General features: G+C 57.9%; 26 protein-coding genes. 24 read left to right on the forward strand and 2 right to left on the reverse strand.

Annotated elements, in window-relative coordinates:
* Nucleotides 1–47: 47 nt before the first annotated feature.
* The 10 genes from JNJ45_05485 to JNJ45_05530 are packed head-to-tail and all read left to right on the forward strand — an operon-like array spanning nucleotide 48 to nucleotide 6,560.
* Nucleotides 48–2,186, forward strand: a complete 2,139-nt coding sequence (locus JNJ45_05485; protein ID MBL8048115.1) for a hypothetical protein — start codon at nucleotides 48–50, stop codon at nucleotides 2,184–2,186.
* 20 nt (nucleotides 2,187–2,206) lie between these two features.
* Nucleotides 2,207–2,938, forward strand: coding sequence for a hypothetical protein (locus JNJ45_05490; protein MBL8048116.1), 732 nt, complete (start codon nucleotides 2,207–2,209; stop codon nucleotides 2,936–2,938).
* On the forward strand, nucleotides 2,935–3,096 hold the full coding sequence (locus JNJ45_05495) for a hypothetical protein (GenBank protein MBL8048117.1): 162 nt from the start codon (nucleotides 2,935–2,937) through the stop codon (nucleotides 3,094–3,096). The genes JNJ45_05490 and JNJ45_05495 overlap by 4 nt, the downstream gene beginning before the upstream one ends.
* The gene (locus JNJ45_05500) at nucleotides 3,093–3,533 is read left to right on the forward strand and encodes a hypothetical protein (protein MBL8048118.1); all 441 of its coding nucleotides are present in this window, start codon (nucleotides 3,093–3,095) and stop codon (nucleotides 3,531–3,533) included. The genes JNJ45_05495 and JNJ45_05500 overlap by 4 nt, the downstream gene beginning before the upstream one ends.
* Nucleotides 3,530–3,739 carry an ERCC4 domain-containing protein gene (locus JNJ45_05505; protein MBL8048119.1) on the forward strand — a complete coding sequence of 70 codons (210 nt, stop codon included), beginning with the start codon at nucleotides 3,530–3,532 and terminating at the stop codon, nucleotides 3,737–3,739. The genes JNJ45_05500 and JNJ45_05505 overlap by 4 nt, the downstream gene beginning before the upstream one ends.
* Entirely contained in the window at nucleotides 3,736–4,686 is a 951-nt protein-coding gene (locus JNJ45_05510) for a YdaU family protein (GenBank protein MBL8048120.1), read from the forward strand. Before JNJ45_05505 ends, JNJ45_05510 begins: the two co-directional genes overlap by 4 nt.
* The gene (locus tag JNJ45_05515) at nucleotides 4,683–5,093 is read left to right on the forward strand and encodes a hypothetical protein (GenBank protein ID MBL8048121.1); all 411 of its coding nucleotides are present in this window, start codon (nucleotides 4,683–4,685) and stop codon (nucleotides 5,091–5,093) included. Before JNJ45_05510 ends, JNJ45_05515 begins: the two co-directional genes overlap by 4 nt.
* Nucleotides 5,093–5,695: a hypothetical protein gene (locus JNJ45_05520; GenBank protein MBL8048122.1), complete on the forward strand. Its 603-nt coding sequence runs from the start codon at nucleotides 5,093–5,095 to the stop codon at nucleotides 5,693–5,695. The genes JNJ45_05515 and JNJ45_05520 overlap by 1 nt, the downstream gene beginning before the upstream one ends.
* A gap of 2 nt (nucleotides 5,696–5,697) precedes the next feature.
* On the forward strand, nucleotides 5,698–6,243 hold the full coding sequence (locus JNJ45_05525; GenBank protein MBL8048123.1) for a M15 family metallopeptidase: 546 nt from the start codon (nucleotides 5,698–5,700) through the stop codon (nucleotides 6,241–6,243).
* Between the two features lie 29 nt (nucleotides 6,244–6,272).
* On the forward strand, nucleotides 6,273–6,560 hold the full coding sequence (locus tag JNJ45_05530; protein ID MBL8048124.1) for a hypothetical protein: 288 nt from the start codon (nucleotides 6,273–6,275) through the stop codon (nucleotides 6,558–6,560).
* A gap of 64 nt (nucleotides 6,561–6,624) precedes the next feature.
* Here the strand turns inward: JNJ45_05530 and JNJ45_05535 are convergent, their stop codons facing one another.
* Nucleotides 6,625–7,440, reverse strand: a complete 816-nt coding sequence (locus JNJ45_05535) for a hypothetical protein (GenBank protein ID MBL8048125.1) — start codon at nucleotides 7,438–7,440, stop codon at nucleotides 6,625–6,627.
* Between the two features lie 203 nt (nucleotides 7,441–7,643).
* Here JNJ45_05535 and terL point away from each other — a divergent pair, with 203 nt between their 5' ends.
* The 14 genes from terL (at nucleotide 7,644) to JNJ45_05605 (ending at nucleotide 18,812) form a co-directional block, all read left to right on the forward strand.
* Nucleotides 7,644–8,882 carry a phage terminase large subunit gene (gene terL, locus JNJ45_05540; protein ID MBL8048126.1) on the forward strand — a complete coding sequence of 413 codons (1,239 nt, stop codon included), beginning with the start codon at nucleotides 7,644–7,646 and terminating at the stop codon, nucleotides 8,880–8,882.
* A gap of 36 nt (nucleotides 8,883–8,918) precedes the next feature.
* On the forward strand, nucleotides 8,919–10,229 hold the full coding sequence (locus JNJ45_05545; GenBank protein MBL8048127.1) for a DUF935 family protein: 1,311 nt from the start codon (nucleotides 8,919–8,921) through the stop codon (nucleotides 10,227–10,229).
* A complete protein-coding gene (locus JNJ45_05550) occupies nucleotides 10,226–11,833 on the forward strand; it encodes a minor capsid protein (GenBank protein MBL8048128.1) in 1,608 nt (535 codons plus the stop codon). Before JNJ45_05545 ends, JNJ45_05550 begins: the two co-directional genes overlap by 4 nt.
* Before the next feature lie 41 nt (nucleotides 11,834–11,874).
* Nucleotides 11,875–12,069, forward strand: a complete 195-nt coding sequence (locus JNJ45_05555) for a hypothetical protein (protein ID MBL8048129.1) — start codon at nucleotides 11,875–11,877, stop codon at nucleotides 12,067–12,069.
* 124 nt (nucleotides 12,070–12,193) lie between these two features.
* Nucleotides 12,194–13,387 carry a hypothetical protein gene (locus tag JNJ45_05560; protein ID MBL8048130.1) on the forward strand — a complete coding sequence of 398 codons (1,194 nt, stop codon included), beginning with the start codon at nucleotides 12,194–12,196 and terminating at the stop codon, nucleotides 13,385–13,387.
* 364 nt (nucleotides 13,388–13,751) lie between these two features.
* Nucleotides 13,752–13,901 (forward strand): hypothetical protein, encoded by a 150-nt coding sequence (locus tag JNJ45_05565; GenBank protein ID MBL8048131.1) that lies wholly within the window; start codon nucleotides 13,752–13,754, stop codon nucleotides 13,899–13,901.
* A complete protein-coding gene (locus JNJ45_05570) occupies nucleotides 13,898–15,094 on the forward strand; it encodes a hypothetical protein (protein ID MBL8048132.1) in 1,197 nt (398 codons plus the stop codon). Before JNJ45_05565 ends, JNJ45_05570 begins: the two co-directional genes overlap by 4 nt.
* Nucleotides 15,094–15,567, forward strand: a complete 474-nt coding sequence (locus tag JNJ45_05575; GenBank protein MBL8048133.1) for a hypothetical protein — start codon at nucleotides 15,094–15,096, stop codon at nucleotides 15,565–15,567. Before JNJ45_05570 ends, JNJ45_05575 begins: the two co-directional genes overlap by 1 nt.
* 4 nt (nucleotides 15,568–15,571) lie before the next feature.
* Complete coding sequence (locus JNJ45_05580) at nucleotides 15,572–16,696, forward strand: major capsid protein (protein MBL8048134.1); 1,125 nt, start codon at nucleotides 15,572–15,574, stop codon at nucleotides 16,694–16,696.
* Nucleotides 16,697–16,769: 73 nt separating this feature from the next.
* A complete protein-coding gene (locus tag JNJ45_05585; GenBank protein ID MBL8048135.1) occupies nucleotides 16,770–17,177 on the forward strand; it encodes a hypothetical protein in 408 nt (135 codons plus the stop codon).
* Nucleotides 17,178–17,252: 75 nt separating this feature from the next.
* Nucleotides 17,253–17,570 carry a hypothetical protein gene (locus JNJ45_05590; protein MBL8048136.1) on the forward strand — a complete coding sequence of 106 codons (318 nt, stop codon included), beginning with the start codon at nucleotides 17,253–17,255 and terminating at the stop codon, nucleotides 17,568–17,570.
* Nucleotides 17,570–17,968 (forward strand): hypothetical protein, encoded by a 399-nt coding sequence (locus tag JNJ45_05595; protein ID MBL8048137.1) that lies wholly within the window; start codon nucleotides 17,570–17,572, stop codon nucleotides 17,966–17,968. The genes JNJ45_05590 and JNJ45_05595 overlap by 1 nt, the downstream gene beginning before the upstream one ends.
* Nucleotides 17,965–18,375 (forward strand): hypothetical protein, encoded by a 411-nt coding sequence (locus JNJ45_05600; GenBank protein ID MBL8048138.1) that lies wholly within the window; start codon nucleotides 17,965–17,967, stop codon nucleotides 18,373–18,375. Before JNJ45_05595 ends, JNJ45_05600 begins: the two co-directional genes overlap by 4 nt.
* Nucleotides 18,372–18,812, forward strand: a complete 441-nt coding sequence (locus JNJ45_05605; GenBank protein MBL8048139.1) for a hypothetical protein — start codon at nucleotides 18,372–18,374, stop codon at nucleotides 18,810–18,812. Before JNJ45_05600 ends, JNJ45_05605 begins: the two co-directional genes overlap by 4 nt.
* Here JNJ45_05605 and JNJ45_05610 read toward each other — a convergent pair.
* A complete protein-coding gene (locus JNJ45_05610; GenBank protein ID MBL8048140.1) occupies nucleotides 18,809–20,425 on the reverse strand; it encodes a site-specific DNA-methyltransferase in 1,617 nt (538 codons plus the stop codon). The two genes, JNJ45_05605 and JNJ45_05610, sit on opposite strands and share 4 nt — an antisense overlap.
* Between the last annotated feature and the right edge of the window lie 5 nt (nucleotides 20,426–20,430).

Genomic DNA, 20,430 nt, shown 5'->3' on the forward strand with positions numbered 1-20,430 from the left:
GCCCACTGAAATCCGGGCATTGATGGAGTCGCACAAGGGGGCGCAGCATGTCGCTAGCTGATTCGCTGGCCGGGAAATCCTCCCTGCCCCTACGTGGAAGCGTGGTGCTCGCGATGATGAAGGCGTTTGCGATGAAGCCGCCTCAGGGTGACGACAAATGGCCGACGTGTTCGGTGGGGGTTGCGCACAACTCGGTTGTGGCCACGGATGGCAGTTCGGCGATCATCATTGGTGACCAGGCGGCGGAGCATGAGGCGACGGATTACAAGGAAACGGTGATCGCGTGTACCCGTAGCGAGCTGTACGGTGAGCCGGTCGATCTCGACGCGCTGGAGCGCAACATCGACGAAGAAAGTGGTGAGGTCACGATGATGCCTAACGTGAGCGGGACGATTGCTCGAGAGATTGCGGCGATGGAACGCGTCGCCTCGCTCGACCCTCGTGCGCTCCTCCGAATGGCACAAGTGGCGATCAAAGCCGGAGCGACAACGGTCGAAATTCTCCAACCGGTTAAGGCAGACGTAAAGCGGCTTGGTTTCAATCTCGCGTTCACTCCCGCTTCGGAGCACATCAACCTGTTTTCCGAGTGGAACGGCATGATTACGGCCTCGGGGGTTGTGATTGTCGACGAAGGGCGGAAGTCCGAGCGGGCTAAACCCGAACCGTCAGCGGAGAATCCGTCCACCGCTGACGAACCAGCGTTTGACGCGGAATGGACGAAGCCGGCCAAGAAGGGCAAGAAGAAGCCCGCGGCTCAGGAGCCAGCGGTTGAGGCTGAGGCACCTCCGGTGCTCACGGTGGTGGAATCAGTGGACATCCATCAGCAAGAAGAGCGGGGCGGAGTTACATTGCCGGCGCTCTCGATCCTCGGTGATTACCCGATGGAAACGGGCACCGGTGAACATGCAGACGAGATGCTCAAGGCCCTCGCAAATTTCAATATCGCTGGGCGGGTTGAGCGAGTGGACTGTGGCCCATGTGTGAGCATGTACGAGGTCAAGATTCCGAACACCGTTTCAGTCAAGCGCGTGACCTCGCTCCAGGATGACCTGCAAGCCCAGCTGGGAGTTCGATCGATTCGGATCCAGGCCCCGATTCCGGGAAAGAAAACGATCGGTATCGAATTGCCGAACGCAAAACCGCAGACGGTCGGACTTCGCCATGTACTGGCTCAGAAGGATTTCGTTTACGGCCCGCCGCTGACCATCGGCGTGGGTCTGGATGTGGCGGGGAACCCGGTGTTTGCGAACCTGGCCGAGATGCCTCACCTGCTCATCGCCGGTGCGACAAACTCCGGTAAGTCGATTGGCGTTGCATCGCTGATTTCCAGCCTTCTGCTCCGAAATACTCCAAAAGAGTTGCGCATGATCATGATCGATCCGAAGCGGGTTGAACTGACCCTGTTCGATGAGATTCCGCACCTGATGTGCCCGGTCATTACGGACATGAAAGAGGCGCCGGGCGTGCTTCGCGCGATCTGGCGGGAGATGGACTGCCGCTATGACATCCTGAAATCGGAGGGCCGGCGGAACATCGAGAGCTACAACGAAACGCTCGAACCGGAAGACCGAATGCCCTATATCGTGGTGGTCATCGACGAGCTCGCGGATCTGATGATTCAGGCGCGTGAGGAAGTCGAAACCTCGATAGTGCGGCTGACGCAGATGGCTCGCGCGGTCGGTATCCACCTGGTGATTGCCACTCAGCGACCATCAGTTGATGTCGTGACGGGCCTGATCAAGGCAAATGTCCCGAGCCGAATTGGGTTCGCCTGTGCGAGTGGGATTGATTCCAAGGTCATTCTCGATTCGACCGGAGCGGAGAAGCTGCTTGGCCGGGGCGACATGCTGTATTCGCCAGTCGGGGCTCCGCCGCGGCGGGTGCAAGGAGCGTACGTTTCGGAGGCTGAGGTCGCGCAAATTGTTGGTTACTGGAAGGCGCAGTCGACGAGGCCAGACTACGAGCTTAAGTTGATTGCCCCACCTGACTACGAGGATGAAGGGACGGACGAACGGTATTCGGACGCCGTTGTTTTTGCTCGAGCTGAGGGCAAGATTTCCACGGCGATGCTCCAACGCAAGTTTGCGATCGGGTTCATGGCCGCGAAGCGACTCCTTGACGAGATGGAGCGTGACGGGGTGGTTGGCCCGGCAGTTGGTCCAGGCCCGCGGGTGGTGATCGGATGAGTGTCGCAACCTTGTCGGGCATGACGGTCACGCTGAACATTCCGGTTGCCCATCTCCACGTGCTGTATCAGAGCGTCGTGGAGAATATTGCCGAGGTGGACCGCGAGCTCGTGACACTCACGGCGGAACGCTCTCAACTTGGCGAGCTGCTCCAAAGCATTGCTGAAGGGATGGGTGGAGTTCCCGGCGAGCTGACGAGCGCCTTGGAAGTACAAGCGGCGGAGAAGTTATCCCCGGCTACTTCGGGGATCATGGCTACGGAGTTCATTCCTGGTGACAACGTGGCTGTTACCAAACCAGTGCCGAAGTGCAAGTTGCTCGAGGTTTCGCAACCTAGCTCAGATGAACAGACGATTGGAGATTGGTCCCCCACGAAAGTCCAGGCGGTTTCCGCACCTAAGGCGGGTCCGCAGGTCAGCGGGGATGCATACGATAGCCATGCCAGCCGACTGGCCAGCAGGCTTCAGCTTGAATGGGAAGGATTTTTGGCGTCGAGCCCCAGAGTTCCACGCCCTAAGGTTGTGAAATGGCAGGCGAGCTACACTCCGGAGGATTACGTCGAGGGGCTGGTGGGCCTGGCCATGATTGGCATGACCACCAAGATTCCGGGATCGTCGATCAAACACATTCGAGAAAGTGATGGCGAGCTGATCGGATACATTCGGCTCCTCAACGATCATGCTGGGGAAGCGCAACGGGAGCGATTCTGTGCCCAGCTTCTCGAACAACAGAAGGCGAGGATCGGAGCATGATTGGGTGTCTGATTTTGCTGGCGATCGCCTTTGTCTGCCTGGTTGCGTGGGTGGTGAATGAGCTCTCTACCGCGCCACTTAACCCGGGGGAGTGGACCGCTGACAACCGCGAGCAAGAAGACATCCCTGACTTCCTTCGCGAGCGGGGGAAGAAATGAAGATCGGTGGCATGACACAAATCCGATTATCTGAGGACCAGATTCAGACGCAGATCGTCCAGGCGCTGGAAGTGGTTGGTTGCAAGGTCTATCACACGAACACGCACGGGGTGCGAGGCAAGACCGGGGTTTCGAAGGGGGTCCCGGACTTGCTGGTTCGCCACAAGTGCTTTCCTGTCGCCGTATTGGTGGGGCTCGAGGTCAAGCGCCCCAAGGGGTGGCGTTGGTCCAGCCAGGAGCAGAAGGAGGCTTTTTCACGCGGTGATACTGAGGTCGTTCACTGCGTGCGGGACGCGCTTTTGGCAGTCGGTTCCTTCGTAGATCAATGGATGCCGGATGACCCTGATTTCCGAACTTTCGTGGATCGGACGACCGCCATGGCCTACCAATTCCCGGAGGTTGATTCAGATCCAGTGGCCAAGGGTGTAGGTCGATGAGCGAGCAGGAGTTCCGCAAGTTGGAAGTGGGCGACATTGTCCTATCGCCGCTTGATCAAAAGGAGTTGCCGATCATTCGTGTGGAGCGCAAAAAGGCGCACATGCTGGGCTCGGCACTTGTGACGAAGCGGGTCCACCTTCAGGGCGGGGCGAGTTTTGATGCACGCACCTGTTGGAAGTGGAAGCGTAAGGGGGCTGTGGAATGAACTACGTCGACTTTCACATCAACGATTGGGCCAGCGCGACGGTTGGGCTGTCGTTTGCCGAGCGCGGCATGTACCTCACCATGATCCAGGTCTATTACCGAGACGAGATGCCCCTCGCGGCACGGGACATTGAGCGAACGGTGGGGGTGCGAACTCCTGAAGAGCGTGACTGCCTAGACTACCTGCTTCGAACCTTCTTCGATCTTCAGGATGGCTTTTGGCACAACTCCCGTTGTGATGAGGAGATCGCGGCCTACCACGGCCGGTCCACGAAGGCCCGAGACGCGGCGAACCGTCGTTGGAATAGGAAGTCACTATCAGGCGCTACGTCGCACATGCCTGAGACGTGCTTAGATGATGCTCAACCGTCACATGAATCATGCCCCGACGATGCTAGGACAATGCAAACGCATCCGCCGGGCATTGCTCAAGTGATGCCGGAGCCATGCAAAGACGATACCAAGCCTGTGCTAAACCGATGCCTCCCATCTAACCATCTAACCAGTACTACAACAACATCAACAGGCGTGGGCGCGGGCCCGCCTTGGTGGGATGAGGAGCAGGACCCGGTGATTCGCCAGGTGGCGAGCTGCCTCGGCGGTTTGCCGAAGCGCAACGCGGCCGGGGATGATTTGAGTTCAACCGAGGAGTTTGTGCGGCGATTCGTGGCCAAAGCTCGACAGGCGGCGACGATGCTGGGCGATGAGGCAGACGCCGGAATCTTGGCGATGCTCGAGGAGTTCGGCGATGCAAACCGCGGCAAGAAATTGGAATTCAACTCGAAGCCGTGGGCGGTAGTGCTCAGCCGGTGGCTCGAGAACGAATCCAAGCGTTGGAATCAGCCTCGTGAATCTACCAGGGCGCCTAGAAATTCTCGGCAAAAGCCCAAACCGCAGTGGCAACAGGATCTGGAGGACGTGAATCGCGGTCTCGGGGTGGCCGGGTGAGCGAGCTCGCGCAGGTTGGGGTTGCCGGCGCACTGGCCGCACGAGTGCCGCACGATCGGCTGGTGCTTGCATCCAAATTCTTCGAGTTCTTCCAGGATCGGCCGACGTCGGACGCGGTCAACCCGGTGATCTCAGCCCAGAAGCTCGCCATTCGTCTCCATTCGATGGAGGCGACTGATGCCGAAGTCTTGCAGGTAGCGGATCGGTTGGACCGGCGATGCACGTTCCGGCCAACCGTTGCGGACGTCGTAGGGGAACTGGAGGCGATTCGAAACGAAGTGCACGCGAGGGAATTTGAATTGCGATATCGAGGCGCGAAGTTGATGCGCTCCCCGGGTGGTGAGGAGGCCATGGTTACCAAGGATCGGATAGAACGGTTGATTTGCGATGGGTGGGAGCTAGCCTAATGCAATACGTCCTTGAGTTTTTGCCCTTTCCTGAGTCGGTCAAGCAGGATCGACTGCCGCGACCGAGGGCAACTCCCAAGGAGATCAAGCAGTTTAGGTTCCGATTCGTCGTTTCGCTCTCGAACCCGGACGCGGAGCGCGTAAACCGACTGGCCATGGCGGCCCGTCTCGGCGATGCCTACGCCGCAGAGCGGTTGATGGGTATTTACCGCCCGATCGTCGTGCTGATGGCCAACCGGATTTCTGTAGCCGACCTCACGCGTCACGATGTGGTTGGCTGTGCGATGGCGGGGTTTGCCAAAGCGATACGAACGTACGACGGGCGCGGGGGTACGCCCTTCGATTTCTACGCAAAGCGGTTGGTCTCGAACGCTTTGGCCGAGGTTGTTCGCACGGCGCACCAGAAGCGCGTGGTGCCTCCAAGTCTGCGTTGTGAGTTTGATGCCGAGGTCGGGAGGGCGGCTGAGACGACTCGCGATGATCGACTCGACGAGATGCGGGCGGCTTGGCGATCCATTGCCGACTGCTCGCCCGAGGATAGGGCATGGTTGCTCGGAATCCCTCGCCCGATCCTTGATGAATTTGAGCGCGTACTTAACTAGTCATGGCCCCTGGTCTGACAAAACTGGTTCCACGCCCCGCTCCAAATGCCATCAATAGCGGTCTGTCGTCGCTCAAGGCGGCAACCTTGCTGAAAACACTCGGCCGCCCGCGGCCGAAGCTCACGAGCAACTGTGAACCCGTGACCAGCTCGGCCATGCGGAAGCGGATTGTGACCGAAGACGTGGGCCCATTTCGCGTCACGGGGCTGGACATTGCAGTTGACTCCCTGCGCCGGGTGTTCGACGACGTGAGGCGGGAGCGCCCCGATTTATATGACGCCGTCGGCAATATGGGAATGCTTTGCTGCCGGCTGGTGCGTGGCTCGGCGCACATTGCCAGTAACCATAGTTGGGGTACGGCAATTGACCTCACGTTCAATGGGGTTCTTGACCTGCGCGGCGATGACAAAGTTCAGATTGGCCTGCTGGCGATTTACCCGTTCTTCCATCGCCATGGGTGGTACTGGGGCGCGGAATTCAACACAGAGGACGGCATGCACTTCGAGCTCGCCGAAGAAACTTTCCGAAAGTTGGAGTCGGCGCGATGATGTCTCCAGACCTCAGTTTCATTGGCATTTTGGCCACGGTTATCGGGCTCGTTGGCTGGATGGTTAAATTGTCGGCTAAGCGAAGCGAGGCTATCACCGACCGGTTCTTACGCCACCTAGAAGATCAGAACAACAGCAATCAGCAACATCGGGTTGAGTTTCTGGCGGCGATCCGTGAGCACGCGGCGGCGATGTCTGAGATGGCGGCCCAACAGAAGGAAGTTGCTAGCAAGCTCAGCGATGTTGTGGTTCAGGTACGAGAGCTCGCCGAAGAAGTGACCCACCTGAAAGCTCGTCAAGGGACAGAACGTACTTAGGCGGAGTGACATGCCAAAGAAAATTCAAATTGTCACGAAGGACGCGAAGTTGGAGGGATTCAGCTTAGTTGGGAATCAGGTGATTGCGGAGATCCCCATTCCGGACGATTACGCAGGCAGGCTCGAAAACCTGTTCCGAATTGTCGATCGGTTTGATGGGGATGAAGGCGCAACCGACGGCGACATCGATTGCGAAGCCGCAATCCGAGCACGGGTACCAAAACAACTGCGGTTCGTTGAGAATCTCACTGGCAAGACCATCGACCTCGACCTTGATCTTGAAGTAAAGATCGTCTAGCGGGAGGCCCCCATCGCCCACCCGTGGGACAAGCGTCCAGACGAGAGCCCCAAAGCGTTCGCGGCCTTCCAGAGTTATTTGGAACTCGGGCCGCGGGCGCGTTCTTGCGACGCCGCCTACCGGAAACACAAAGGAAAGGAAAAGGGGGAAGCGAATTCGTCGTTTCGCGCCTGGTTCCAGCTGTTGGAGTGGGAGAAGCGAGCCCTTGCGTGGGATGCTCACATTGCCACACTTCGTCGGGCTGAACTTGAGAAAGTGCACCTTGAACAGGTTGAGGACTTTCATCAACGGCAACGAAAGAAGGCCCAGCTGAAGGATGCCCTGGTTGTCAAACTTGCGGGCAAGATCGGGAAGCGGATTGATGATCTGCAGGCCGATGAAATCGAAGTCAAAACCATTGCTCCGCTTCTGAGGGCCATTGCGCACCTCAGCGACTCCGCCACGAATTCGGAGGCAACCGCTTTGGGCATTGATGCTCTCGCTGAAATGCTTGAGGAGCCCGATTGAAATCCAAGCTCGCACGGATTTTTCAGAAACGGGCGGCCAAGTTGCTTCCGCTCTGCCGGCCGAAGTCGGAATCACCAGTTGAAGTCGAGGCCAAGGCGCTTGATTTTCGGGAGTTTGTCCGGACGGTGTACCCTCGGTATCAGTTCCGGCGGGTTCATAACGAGATTCTCAGCGCCCTCGATCAGCTCGAATCTGGCGAGATTCTGAACCCTCTGACGGGTCAACCCATTCGGCGCATGATGGTCATGGTTCCACCTCGGCACGGGAAAACGGAGCTGGTGTCCAAGTTATTCCCCGCGTGGTATCTGCGGACGCACCCGACGAAGTGGGTGGCGGTCATCTCCTACTCGGCGTCGCTCGCCTATTCCATCTCGAAGATCGCGCGCGGCTACTACACGCGAAGTGGGGGTCTGCTCGATCGCACGATGCGGGCCATCAAGCAGTGGTGTACCGAGCACATGGGTGGTTTATGGGCCTCAGGTGTTGGCGGCGAGGCGACCGGCAAAGGCTGGCACCGTGGAGTCATCGATGACCCGATCAAGAACGTTCAGGAAGCAACATCGGCGAGGTTCAAGACGAGGCTCCGCGAGTGGTACCAGGCGGTCTGGTCCACTCGGCAAGAAGAGGACCCCATCGAGATCATTGTTCAGACGCGCTGGGCGGACGATGACCTATGTGGGTGGCTCTTGGACGAAGAGCGACGGCAGATCGAGGAAGAAGGAATTGCCGACGGGTGGTACATCGTGTTTTTGCCGGCGATTTCCATGCCGGCTGACCAGGTGCCGGCGTGGCCATCCAGTTGTATAGCTCATCCGGAGTGGCGGGAGCCGGGCGAGGCCCTGGACCCTGAGAAGTACCCGATCGACAAGCTGGACCGGCTCCGCGTTCGAATAGGGGAGTTCTTTTTTCGTGCTCTTTATCAGCAGTGCCCGACCTCGCGCGGCGGCGACGTGTTCGACGTTCGCAAAATCGAGATTGTTGACGAGGTGCCGCGTGGCCTCAACAAGGCAAGGGCCTGGGACAAGGGAGCTACGCGCAACTCAGGCGACCACACGGCCGGCGTTCGAATGGAAGGGCCGGATAAGCACGGTTTCTACTATCTCTGCGACCTTGTTCGTGGGCAGTGGGAGCCCTACACTAGAAATCAGCGAATCCTTGCCACTGCCATCATGGACGGTAGGGGGGTCCCGGTTTTCGGGCCACAGGACCCGGGCCAGGCGGGCGTGATCGATGCCGAGCAGTTTGTCGAGTTGCTCGCTGGGTTCAACGCCAAGTGCCGACCGGTGAGTGGCGCAAAGCTGCTGAGGGCGTCTCCGCTGGCCGCGCAGGTCAACGCGGGCAAGGTCCGAATGGTGCGCGGCATGTGGAACAAGGCGATGTTGAGCGAGTTCCAGCAATTCAAGGGTGAGTCTGGCGACACCGACGACATTGTCGACGCGGCGGCCGATGCTTTCAATGAGCTCGCGGATATGAAGCTCAGCGGGCGGCGCACATTCGAAGTGGGCGGAAGTCGGTAGAAATCGTACTTTTCCGGTTTGATGGCTTCGAAATCCATGGCCCAGCTCGCGCGAGAGTTTATCAGCGGGCACCCGATTGGCACGCTCCTTTCCTTGCGCGGAATTCTGGGCCCACACTCGACCGTAATCACTCCGGATGTAGCGCGGCGCATGATGCTCGATCCCATCGTGTCCGGCTCGGTTCGCCTGCTTCAGGTGCTGATCTTGTCCCACACGCTGGCCAATGGCTTCAGCGTCGTTGCGAAGGACCAGGACGATGCCGAAAGCGTGGCGATCGCGGAGTTTGTGCAGGAGCAGATCAACTCCATCAACTTCTTTGCCCCTTGTTTGGAGATGGTCCGGAAGATGTTGGTGGAGGGCTATGGCATCGCGGAATCCGTGTTTGAGCTTGCCGGGGACTCGCTTGTTCTGAGAGCGGTCAAGCCAAAATCGAGCACCCTCGTCGGGTTCGTTGTCGATGAGTTCGGGAACATCAAGGGGTTCAGGTCGGCGAAAAATTCAGACTTGATTCCGGTGGAAAAATTCTGGTGGGTGTCGCACGACGGAGGGCTGGAGGACAGCCCGCAAGGGGCAAGTGCGCTCGAACCAGCTTACAACTATTGGTACTTCAAAACCTCGCTCTTGCCGGAGTGGTTCAAGTTTCTTCAGCAGTTCGGAACTCCTGGGCTTGTCGGTCGAACCCCGGACGAAGCGCAGGAGGAACCCCAAATCGACGCCGATGGCAATCCGGTTACCGATGGAGACGGTAACGAACTCATGGTCACTGCCGAGCAGGCATTGCTTCGAGCCCTTCTGGCGTTCGGCAATTCGACTGCTCTGGCGTTGCCTCATGGGACGGAGGTCGATTTTCTCCAAAGCGAGGGCGATGGGGCAGCATTTTTGGCCGGTCACTCGTATGCGGATCGACAGATCGCAACGGCTATCCTGGGCAGTTCACGCACCACGCTTGAGGCTGAGCACGGAAGCAAGGCGGATTCAACCAGTGGTAACGAAGTTACGCAAGCAATCGTTGCTAAGAACCGACTCATAATACAAGAATCAATCGAACAGTGCCTACTGAAGGTGCTGGTGGAAGCGAATTTTGGGCCGGGTAAGCCGGTTCCGCGGATCGTGCTCTCTTCGAGCATCGTCGCCAACCGAGTCGAGATGATCAAGGCGGGGGTGGCGGCGTTGCAGGCTGGAATGCTGACGATCGAAGAGGTTCCTGACTTCTGCGCGATGGTCGGTTTACCCGTTCCGGATATCGAAAAGCTGCGCCAGGCGCAAGAAGATTCCGACATGGTGGCGAAGCTGATCTCGGGTGAAATCGGCAAAGCGACAAACCCAGACCCGGATCCACAGCAGTGACCTGGTTCAGTCGCGCGGCCTCACTCTTCGTCCGTTCCTCAGGGCTGTACGCCGTTCTTGAACGCCGGCGACGCGCACTTCTGCGGGGCGAAAAGAAGATGGCCCGTGAGATCATCGCGGCGTACCGCAATTACGAATCCGCGCTCGACGAGCGCCTTGGTAAGGTGGCCAAGCTCATACACGCGGCGCAAGTTGCTGGGACCGACGTAAACCCACTTTGGCTGACGGAGCAGTCGCAAGTTCGTGAGCTTCTCGTGGCTATTCGTGCCGAGACCCAGCGCTTTGCGGAGGCGTCTGCTACGGCGATTGCCAGGAGGCAAAAGGAGCTCGTTGGACTGGCTGGTGTGGATGCCATCGACCTCATCAAGTCAACAGGGGTCGTCGGTTCGCTCAGCCGAGTCCCGATTGAGCAGCTCCAAGACCTGGTCGGCATTCTCGGATCCGGTTCTCCGCTTCGCGAGATTTTCGCCGAGTTTGGCGAAAAGGCTGTCCGTGGGGCCTTCGTGGCCCTCACCAAAACGGTTGGTTCCGGCCCTGCGACGATCGCGCGGGAATTGCACAAGGAACTTGATGGCCTCAGTAAGCACCGAGCTTTGCTGATTGCTCGAACCGAGACAAACCGGACATACCGTACGGCGACCCTACGTAACTTTGTCGCGAATTCGGATGTCGTTACAGGTTGGAGGTGGGCGAGTGCCCGCGATCGGCGCACCTGCCCCATCTGTCTGGCCATGGACGGTTCCGAGCATCCACTCACCGAGCAGATGGCAAGCCACGCGGCGTGTCGCTGTTCGATGGTTCCGATGATCCTTGGATACACGCCGAGTCGCAAAACTGGCGAGGAATGGCTCCGGGATCAGATGCCAGAAATACAACAAGCCGTTCTCGGCAAGACACGCTACGAACTTTGGAACTCCGGACAACTCACCATGCGCGAGATGGTTCAACAGAAGCCGAACTTCAGGTGGGGGCCGAGCACGGTGCTGAAACCACTCCGTCAACTTCAATCGGAGACGGCACTCGGACTTATCGGGCAGCAGTCGGGTGGAGTAAACTCGGCTTCACGAGCAGTTCTGATTAAGACAGTGCGGCCGGGCCAAATCCGGCGTGAACTTAGGCGGATAGAAGTGGAATATGCGAACTCCAGAACCGAAGTGGCTCATATTTTCCGATCGAATGGCGAGATTTGGAGGGTAGACGGTGATGCCGACAGTGTCACCTTCCATCCCGATGATTCTTCGCTCCTGTTCTCATCAATAGTCACGCACCCGCACCCGTCTCGGGTTAATCATCTCAGCACGTCGGACATTCTGCAAGCCATCGATGCGCAAATGGGTGAGATCAGAGCGACGGTTCTTGGGAAGGGCATCAAGCGGTTCACGCCTCCGGTCATGGAAGTCGAAGATGTACTGGTGGCACGGCGACTCCGTGAAATGGCAAGGTCCCAGGCTATTGGCATCACTCGGCGAAAGCTCGGTAGCATTGATCCCGTTGCGGCGACCGATGAGGAACTAAGGCTCATAAAACGAGAATTTGAGTACCAATGGAGTAAAATCTTCAGAAGGCTCCTCAAAGATCAGCTGGGCATCCGGTTTTCGTCATGACAGTCGCAGAAAGATTTCGCAAGCTACCCGAAGGCACTAGTATGCTGTCGGAAGGTCGCAACTCATTTGCGCCGCTTCTTGATCTGAACCGAGCATGGCTCGACGACTCAGTCTACATTCGGATGTTAGACGAGAGCTTTACTTTTGAGATTCCGCCCAGCGATATGAACCTATTTTTCGAAATGTGGCTCATTGAAAACGTGCACGGCGGAGTTGATCCGCGCACGTCCTCCTAGGCTTCGTACTTGATTGGGCATGCTGTTCAACTCAGTTTTGCCCGGAGACCTTCGCAACCCTAGCCTGGCCCATGTAGCCGAGACTGCTCGGCATTGCCGAAACCTCAATGCGTTAGCGCCGCTTATGACCGCGCTCGGCAAGAAAAAGGCGACGGTCGCGGTTCTCGGGGACTCAAACACAAAGCGGTTCGGCCTCGACACGCCGGACAGCGGTTGGTTCGAAGTGTTGATCGGCGAGCTTCAGGGCATTTGCGGATTTGGCGGAGCTGGGTTCCTTGCGGCGGCGACCATGGGCGGTTCAGAGGATGCCACGAGTTACACCAACCAGTTCAGTGTGGCGGTGCCGGCCAATTCGGTGGACTGGACGCCCAATGCGGCGGCTGGGACCGGCTATAACGGGCGATGGATTGAAGCGTGGGGCGCATCTGTCGCCAGGTTGAAGGCGGCGGAAGCCGTGACCATGTCAGTCACGACAAGCCGGGGGCGATCTCGAGCAACGCGGGTAGGAGTCGTGACACTCAACAAGAATGGCGCAACGATCACCCAGCCGTACACGGTTTCGGGTGCGACTACGGCGAGTGGAAACCTCACCCTGCCGGCGGTCAATGATGCTTCCTTGCGAGTCGACTGGATCACGCTCACTCCAGGAGTTAACACCATAACGCTGGGGCAGCCATCGGGCGGTGACCCGTGGATTTGCGGATTTCTGTTTGATCAGGGCGACGCATCCAGCGGTGTTCTTGGCTACAACTTTGCGCATCACGGAATTCGACTCATCGATGACGGTGGGAGTAGCGCGGGCTATTGGCGGGCGAATCTGGTTACGGGGATTGCGAACCACTTCAACACCTTGAAGTCGGATCGAGTTCTCGATTGCATGATCTGCAACGCGGGACAAAACGACATTGGTAGCAACGCGAGCACAGTTGAAAACTTCGTCGCCGCTTACCGTGAGATAGCAACCCGAGCGCAAGCCGCAGGCGGTTGCGTATTAGGGCTGCAGTCCCAGCGAGTTCACCTCGCAAACGGCTCAACCCTCACATTTGAACAAACACGGGCGGCCATGGACCAGGTGGCGGACGAATTCCCTAACGTGTTCGCAGTTTATGACGAGTGGGCGCACCTCGGGTTTGAAGAGTTTCAGCCAGCCAACCGAACGATCAGCGCGGTGACCGTGGCCGGAAACGCGGCGGCAAAGGGATGGCGATGGGACGACATCCACTATTCGCAAGGGTTTCACTACGGGCGTGCCAATCGAATGATGCAGGTTCTGATGGCGGCCGAGATCGCGAACCAGGGAATGGCGTCGAGGATTTAACCGCGTGGCCAAAGCTCAACTCGCGACTGACAAGACGCTTCTTTTCTGGTGCCCAGGGTGCAATGAGGCGCACGGGGTTCCGACAGATGGGCCGCGCAAGTGGGGCTGGAACAACTCGGTTGACAGTCCAACTTTGACGCCAAGCATTCTGGTTCGTCAAACGCTCTATGGGCCCGATCGATTGACATTTGCGAACTATCACGGCCCTCATCCGCCCTCAGAATCGGTCCAAGGGGTGTGCCACAGTTTTGTTCGCGATGGGCGAATCGAATTTCTCGGCGATTGCACCCATGCGCTCGCCGGCCAGACGGTTGAAATGCCAGACTGGGAATAATCGGACCCTCAGCGTACTGTTCAGGGTGCGATGATTATCAAACTCTTTGATCAGCACGCTGAATTTATTGAGGAGCTGAGCATTTCTGAAGAACAAGCTCCGGCGGAGCTCGCGCACGACGGCAGGACTTATGTCCACGGCGGCGCTAGCAGCTACACGGAAAAGGTGGCCGCCGAATGAGGATTTCGTTCGACACCATCACCGATCTCATTCGATCCAAGCTCCGGGCCGGGATCGCGAACTCGGACAACTGGCCGTGGATCCGAGATGTTTATCCTGATGCGTTCGTGTACCAGCTTGATGGTGCCTACTATGAGCGGACGTACACCCTCGGGGAAGATGGTGCCCTCACCTTTGGCGAGCCGACCCCGGTTGTCATCAGCCGTGAGTACGTGCCCGTCACCGGCTTCTCCGTCACGGCAAACGCCGACGGAACGGTCGACCTGTATGGCCGCGTGTTCCGCATGGGCAACTACCCGGACAAGAGTTTTGCTCTGACCGACCCCGCTGAGGCCGACGCCATGATCAGCCGGTTCAACGCCCGCGGCGGCTGTAAGAACGGACTCGAGCACAAGGTAAAGACCGTCCTCGGCCACGAGTTAGGGACGCTCAATAAATTGGAGCGGATTGGCACTGAGTTCTGGGGCACGATGCGGCTCCCGGCGTGGCTGTCGAAACTAGGCGACAAGGAGTTGGGCCCCGACTCGGTTCAGACCTCGCTGGAATTCGCGGTCGGACTGTCTGGAACCGGTCAGCGCGATATCGTTGGCAATGCACTCACGTTTGATCCGAGAATCGAGGATGCGACCCTCGTTGCATTTGCGAACGGTCCTGTCCCTGAGCGTACTAAATCGGCTGACATGGACGAAAAGGGATTCTTCAGCAAGTTGGCGGCCCTCTTCGGTGCGGCTGCCAGTGATGGTACTCCAGCTCCGCAACCGGTGCCGCCTGCTCCTACTACGTCGCCGATTTTTTCGGCTGACCCGACCACTGATGAGCTTCGCAAGCGCGTTGCCCTCCAGGACAAGGCCCTGATTCAGGCACGGGCACGAGCATTTGCGGCTGAGCAGATCGCAGCGAAGAAGGTGCTTCCAGCGGAACTGAGCAACGTGGAATCGATGTTCGCGGCCGCATTGGAATCTGATTCGGCGGGAGCGGTTAAGTTTGCCGCAAACGGTGAAATCGAGGAAGGCCCGATGTGCAAGGCGATCCGGGAAAACTTCTCGCTTCGAGCCGAACACAAGCTCACTACGGAAGCGATCCCGGCAGGGCAATCGCAAACCGAAGAGCAGACGCTCTTTGCCAAGGCAGAGCCAAATCAGGATTTGCCGATCAGCGTTGATCTGAAGCAATTCAAGGGAGGAATTCGATAATGAAATTTGGTCCAACCACCACGAACCTCGGCGGGCGCACTCGCGTTCTTGCCAACACGAACTCGGCCCGATCGAAAGTCGGCGGGGTTACGATCGACTGGTCTACGGTTGCCGCCGTATCCGGCTCGGCGGTCACTCTGGACGGTCAAGTCATTCCCATCGGGAAGAAGTACTTGCCGTACGGAACTGTCTTGGTTCAGATCACAGCGAGCCGACTGTACGGGCCAGCGGCGACTAACGCCGGTGGTGCGACTGCCGCATCGGATGGGCGCCAAACGATTGACGCCACACGCCGCGGTGCAGTTTTCGTGCTGGATCGCACCATCACGGAAGACGACGACGGAATCCACATCGGCGAAGTCTTCGATGCTGGAGTTGCGCACAAGGCCCGCATCAAGTGCGGAGCTGCGGGACAACCGACCTACGCCAATCTGGAAGCCGCGCTTCCCGGCCTGACCTACGCTTCGAGCTAAGAACATGTTGATTGCACTCTCACAAATTCTAGGCACGACTCGGATCGCTAAGTTCGTTTCCGAGATCGTGGACATCCGTCAGTACCAGGTCTCTCCCTGGGACGCCCGCATTCCGGATGTGCCGGCGACCGAAGATGACATCATCTGGAAGGGCGCGGGTTCCCTGGCCGTCGCCGATGTCGTTATGGACGGGGCCATGGCTCCGACCCGCAAGCTCAAGCCAAGCACCTTTGTGCAAACCAAGGTGCCGAACCTGAAGCACGGCCTCGATCTGGATCAGCGCGATCTCGATCTGCTGTACCGCCTCACCAATGGTGGCGGTTTGGCCGTTGATGCGGGCTCGCTTGATACCAAAATCGCGGGCTACCTCGCGGGGCTCATCGATGGTGTGAACAAGCGCAAGGCGATTCTCAAGTGCGCGGTCGTTTCGGACGGATTTGCGATCGACAAGTTCGGCATCAAGGCATCCGGCGTCACCTTCGGGATGAAATCGGACCTGAAGGTCACGCTAACCGGTGGTCAACAGTACATCAACGCAAACCTTGCTACCATGACTCCAGTTGCGGATGCGCTGGCGCTCATTCGAAAGGCAAAGGAGACGTACGGTATCACCTACGATCGCATCACCTACGCTACTGCGGTCTTTGATGTCATCACGGCATCCGATGAGTTCAAGGCGAAGGCGCAAATCTTCTCGGGCGTCACGTTTGGTTCTGGTTCGTTCCCGCTTCCCGTTGGGACGGCGAAAGAGCTCCTTCAGCGTGTCCTTGGTGGCGGCATTGAAATCGAAATCGATGATTCCACCTACTTCGTCGAGAATGAGGATGGCACCGAATCGACGGCTCGTTACGTGGCCGAGGCGGATGTCATTTTCTCGACCAAAGCAGCCGACGGAAATGCCGGCGTGTGGGACTTCGCCAACTGTCCGGTGACCGAAGCGATTGCGTCGAACCTCATGCCAGGAACGGTGATTGGAAACAGCATTCCGGCGGGCACTCGCGGCCCGGTTGGCTACGTGACAGCCGCCAATGGCAATATGAACCCTCCGGGCGTGACGCTCTGGGCGGTGACCAAGGGAATGTCCCGGCGGCACCACGACGCGGTCACGGCCAAGATCATCTGTAAGTAAGAACTCACTCCACGACCTCGATTGCCGCCGCGACTTGACTCGCGGCGGCCTTTTTCGTACTTGAGCAGGTGATATGGGAAATCTATCCATTACCGTACAGGAAGCCCTGGAAATCATTGACGGCGGCTCCTCGTTTATGCACGAAGGCAGAATCATTTCGACGCGCGATCAGCTGCGTTCTGCCCTTGGTGAGCGATTGCCAGACGATCCAGAACCAGTTGAATTGGCTGACGACGACGGTCAAAAGATTGATGATGATCTTGAAGAGCGCCTCCTTGATCTGGAGCTCGCGGTCGATGAGTGGCAAGGGGAAAAGGCCGCGTTGCTCGCTCGCGTGGAGCAACTTGAACTCCATGTAAATGAGCTTCTGGGCGGTGACAATGGGAGTGTCCAGGCGGTAGTTGAAGCATCTGCAACGGATCCGAAGCCCGAAGAAAAGCCGAAGGCTGAACCCGCAAAGGACAAACCTAAGGAAAAGTAAGTCGTGGCGACAACCTACGAACCCGCGCTTCCCACTCCCCGAGATCGAGCCCGCCTTCTTCTCGGGGATACTGGCGTGCTCCTGGACGCCGTTGGGGCGCGGGTGTGGTTTTATCAGGATGAAACCCTTGACGCCCTCATCGAGGAGTTCAAGTTTGCCGAGGCAGTCGCCCAGGCCGCCGATGGTCTTTGCTCGAGGTTTGCCCAAGAACCGGATGAATATCAGGACGAGGGAGGGGTTCGGGTGCGGTGGAACGAGCGCATCGAGCAGTGGAAGACGCTTGCGAAGAAGTGTCGCGCCGGTGAAATCGGTGGGCCTAAATCCGGAGTTGCCGGATCACGCTACGCAACCGGCAAGCTCGCCGCACCAGGTGTGGAGAACTTCAGCCTGTGATGTCAACTGGGACCCTGGCCGCCATCCGAGCCGTTTCAGATAAGACGCTCCATCCGCACTTTCGCCTCGTTGTTGTGCAGACGGTTGCTGGCGATTTTGGAGAAGAGACGGTAGAACTCACTCCCGAACCGACGATTCTTGGTCGTTTGCGGCCGATCAGAGCGGATGAGGTTCCGGGCGAGTTTGCGATGGAGCATCGCGAACTTTCTCGCTTAACCATGCGCCACAGCGCGACCATTGAACGGGATTCTTTGGTTTCCATGGGTCAGGAGGTTCCTGGCGCTTTTCAGCAACTGCGAGAGTGGCAGGAATCGGTACGGCTCATCGTTTTGGGTGATTTGAGCTCGAAGCACGAAGCCACTCGCGGAGTGAGGAGCTACTTGGTGGCCCGGCGATGATCGAGGCCGTGATCAATTGCCTGGAATTGAAACTGCGGCCTGTTCTGCCCGCAGGGGTGGGCTTGTATGGCTATCCCGGGCCAAAGGCCAAACAACCGGTTGCGGTGATCCACAAGTTCATCAACGGTCAGGCGGACTACTTCCTGGGAAATGTTGAGCGGTCAGTGGACATCGTGGTTGAGGTTGCGGTTGAATCGGTCTCGGAAAACATCACACCTGTGCAGGAAATGGCGGACCTGATGCACCGGACGATCATGTCCATCCGGTCGTTTTCGACTGAGTACGGCATTATTGCGGATGTGTTTCGTATGGCGCCGGTGAACTATCCAATTGATTTGAACGGCAAGACGGTCCAGCACCTGGGCGGCATCTACAAGTTCAACGTTCGCCCCCTGCCACCAGAGTGAGGATCAAGGTCAAGATGAACCGGATTCCGGAGTTGGCGAACGCCACGCCGGAACTTCGTGACGCTTGCGCTCGCGCTGTTGGATTTGCGCTGCAGGAGGAAACGGTCGAGCAGATCCGGAGCATGGGAGCGGTGGACACCGGGGCCATGATGAATTCGGTCTATCTGGAGACCCATTCGATGAGCGAGCGGGGCGCCGCCGTCAGTGCGGCCGCGACCCGTGCGGGAGCGGCATCAAAGGAGTTCTTGGAAGCGATTCCCAGCGGGCGGCCCGGCCGGGGAATGTCCAAGGTGGCACTGGCCGCTAACTACGCGGTGTACGTGCACCAGGGGGCACGAGGGCGGGCGTCCAGGCCGTTCTTGATGGTGGCCGGCCAGAATGTCAGCGGCCAGGCGCGACGGATTGTAGCGGGGTTGGTTAAGGAGTGGGCAGGCTAAATTCGCAGTTTCCCTTGAATTCGGTACCGCGATGGTCGAATGTAGTATCCATCCGGAACAGCAAGTCCCACTTCCTTTTGGAGTAGTTGTTCTATTGGCAACATTTGAAGCCGAGGCACCTTGCGTCCTGCCGATTCCACTGTGCCCAAACTTAGGGCTTCTTGCTCCATGCCTCGCGTTGGGCGTTCGAGCGTGATGAGTGCGCCGATTGGAGCCTTCTCCCGCTCGATGACATGCGCAAAGTCGCGTACAATGCTCGGGTTGAGTCCTCCCCCTTTGACCTGAATCGGAGCGATGCTTGTGTCGTGAATCGTTGACTCAAGCCACAGATCGCCATCGATTCCGCGGTCGCCCCCCTTCTTTTCCCTTGGCTGACCGTTGACCAACCCGACGGCCCACATTTCGAATTGCTTGTGACTATCCTTTCGCGTCAAGTTGAAGAACTCACGAGCCGCGTCCAGATCAGCGGGCAGCCCCTCAACTCGGAAATCGGTGCCTTTCTCCAACCCAAACTCCTCCATCAAGCGTTCTTCAATCTCATTGATGGCCAAGAATGTCACGTCGATCCCGATCCACTTCCTCTTGAGCTTCTGAGCGGCAGATACTGTTGTTCCGCATCCGCAAAATGCGTCGAGCACAACATCGCCCTCATCGGATGAAGCCTCGATTATTCGCTCCATAAGGGCGACCGGCTTTTGGGTTGGATATCCCCTCGCCTCTCCACTTCGACCGGCGGACTGCAATGGTGGAATGTCTGACCAAATGTTTGATACAACCTGCCCTTGTAGCTCTTCGAGATATCGCTTCAGTCTGAGTCGCTTCTTTGTATCCGGGCGCCCATCGAGTAGCTTAGGGATGTGAATTCGCCCTGCAATGTCCAATTTCTCCATTGTTTCCAATGAGTACCGCCATCCGCGGGGAGGAGGATCGAATCCTTTGTACTTGTACCAACCGTTCGGAAGCCCCGTGGCTTTATTGATCGCGGCCATGCCACCACCTGCAGGTGCAGACATATCTGCAAGTTGGTACTTGCCTCGCCCGTCATGGTCATCGTGTCTGTAGAAACTCCTTACGTAGTCGGGATCGTGAGGGCAAAAGACCGGCCGGAACTTGACCCGATCAGACTTACCGTAGAAGAGAATCGTATCTGATACGTTGGCAAACTTTAACTTTGCGTCGCTGTGAGCACTTTGGCGCTTCCAAACAATTTCGTTTCGGAAGTTTTGTGCTCTAAAAACGAGGTCGCAAACGAGTTTTAAATAATGGCTAGCCGCAGGATCGCAGTGAAGATAAAAGGACCCAGTTGTCTTCAACTTGTACGAAAGGCTCAGAATCCTTGGAGCCATTGCCACCAAGTAAGCCATCATTTCAGACTCACCGATAAGGTCGTAAAGGACATCAAGCAGTCGGCGCAACCGTGGGTGATCACATGTCTGCTGGAACTCTTCCATGGCGGTCGGGTCCCACTTCCATGTATCCTCGAACGCCATGATTTGAGCTGGTGACGGATCGCCTCTGACTTGCTTGAACAGCAGGTTGTACTGCCTCGCAGAATTGAATGGTGGATCAATGTAAATGAGGTCCACAGACTCATCCGCAACGCGATCCAGCATTTTTA

This window comes from Chthonomonas sp., from assembly GCA_016788425.1.
In the GTDB taxonomy this organism is placed as follows: Bacteria; Armatimonadota; Fimbriimonadia; order Fimbriimonadales; family Fimbriimonadaceae; genus JAEURQ01.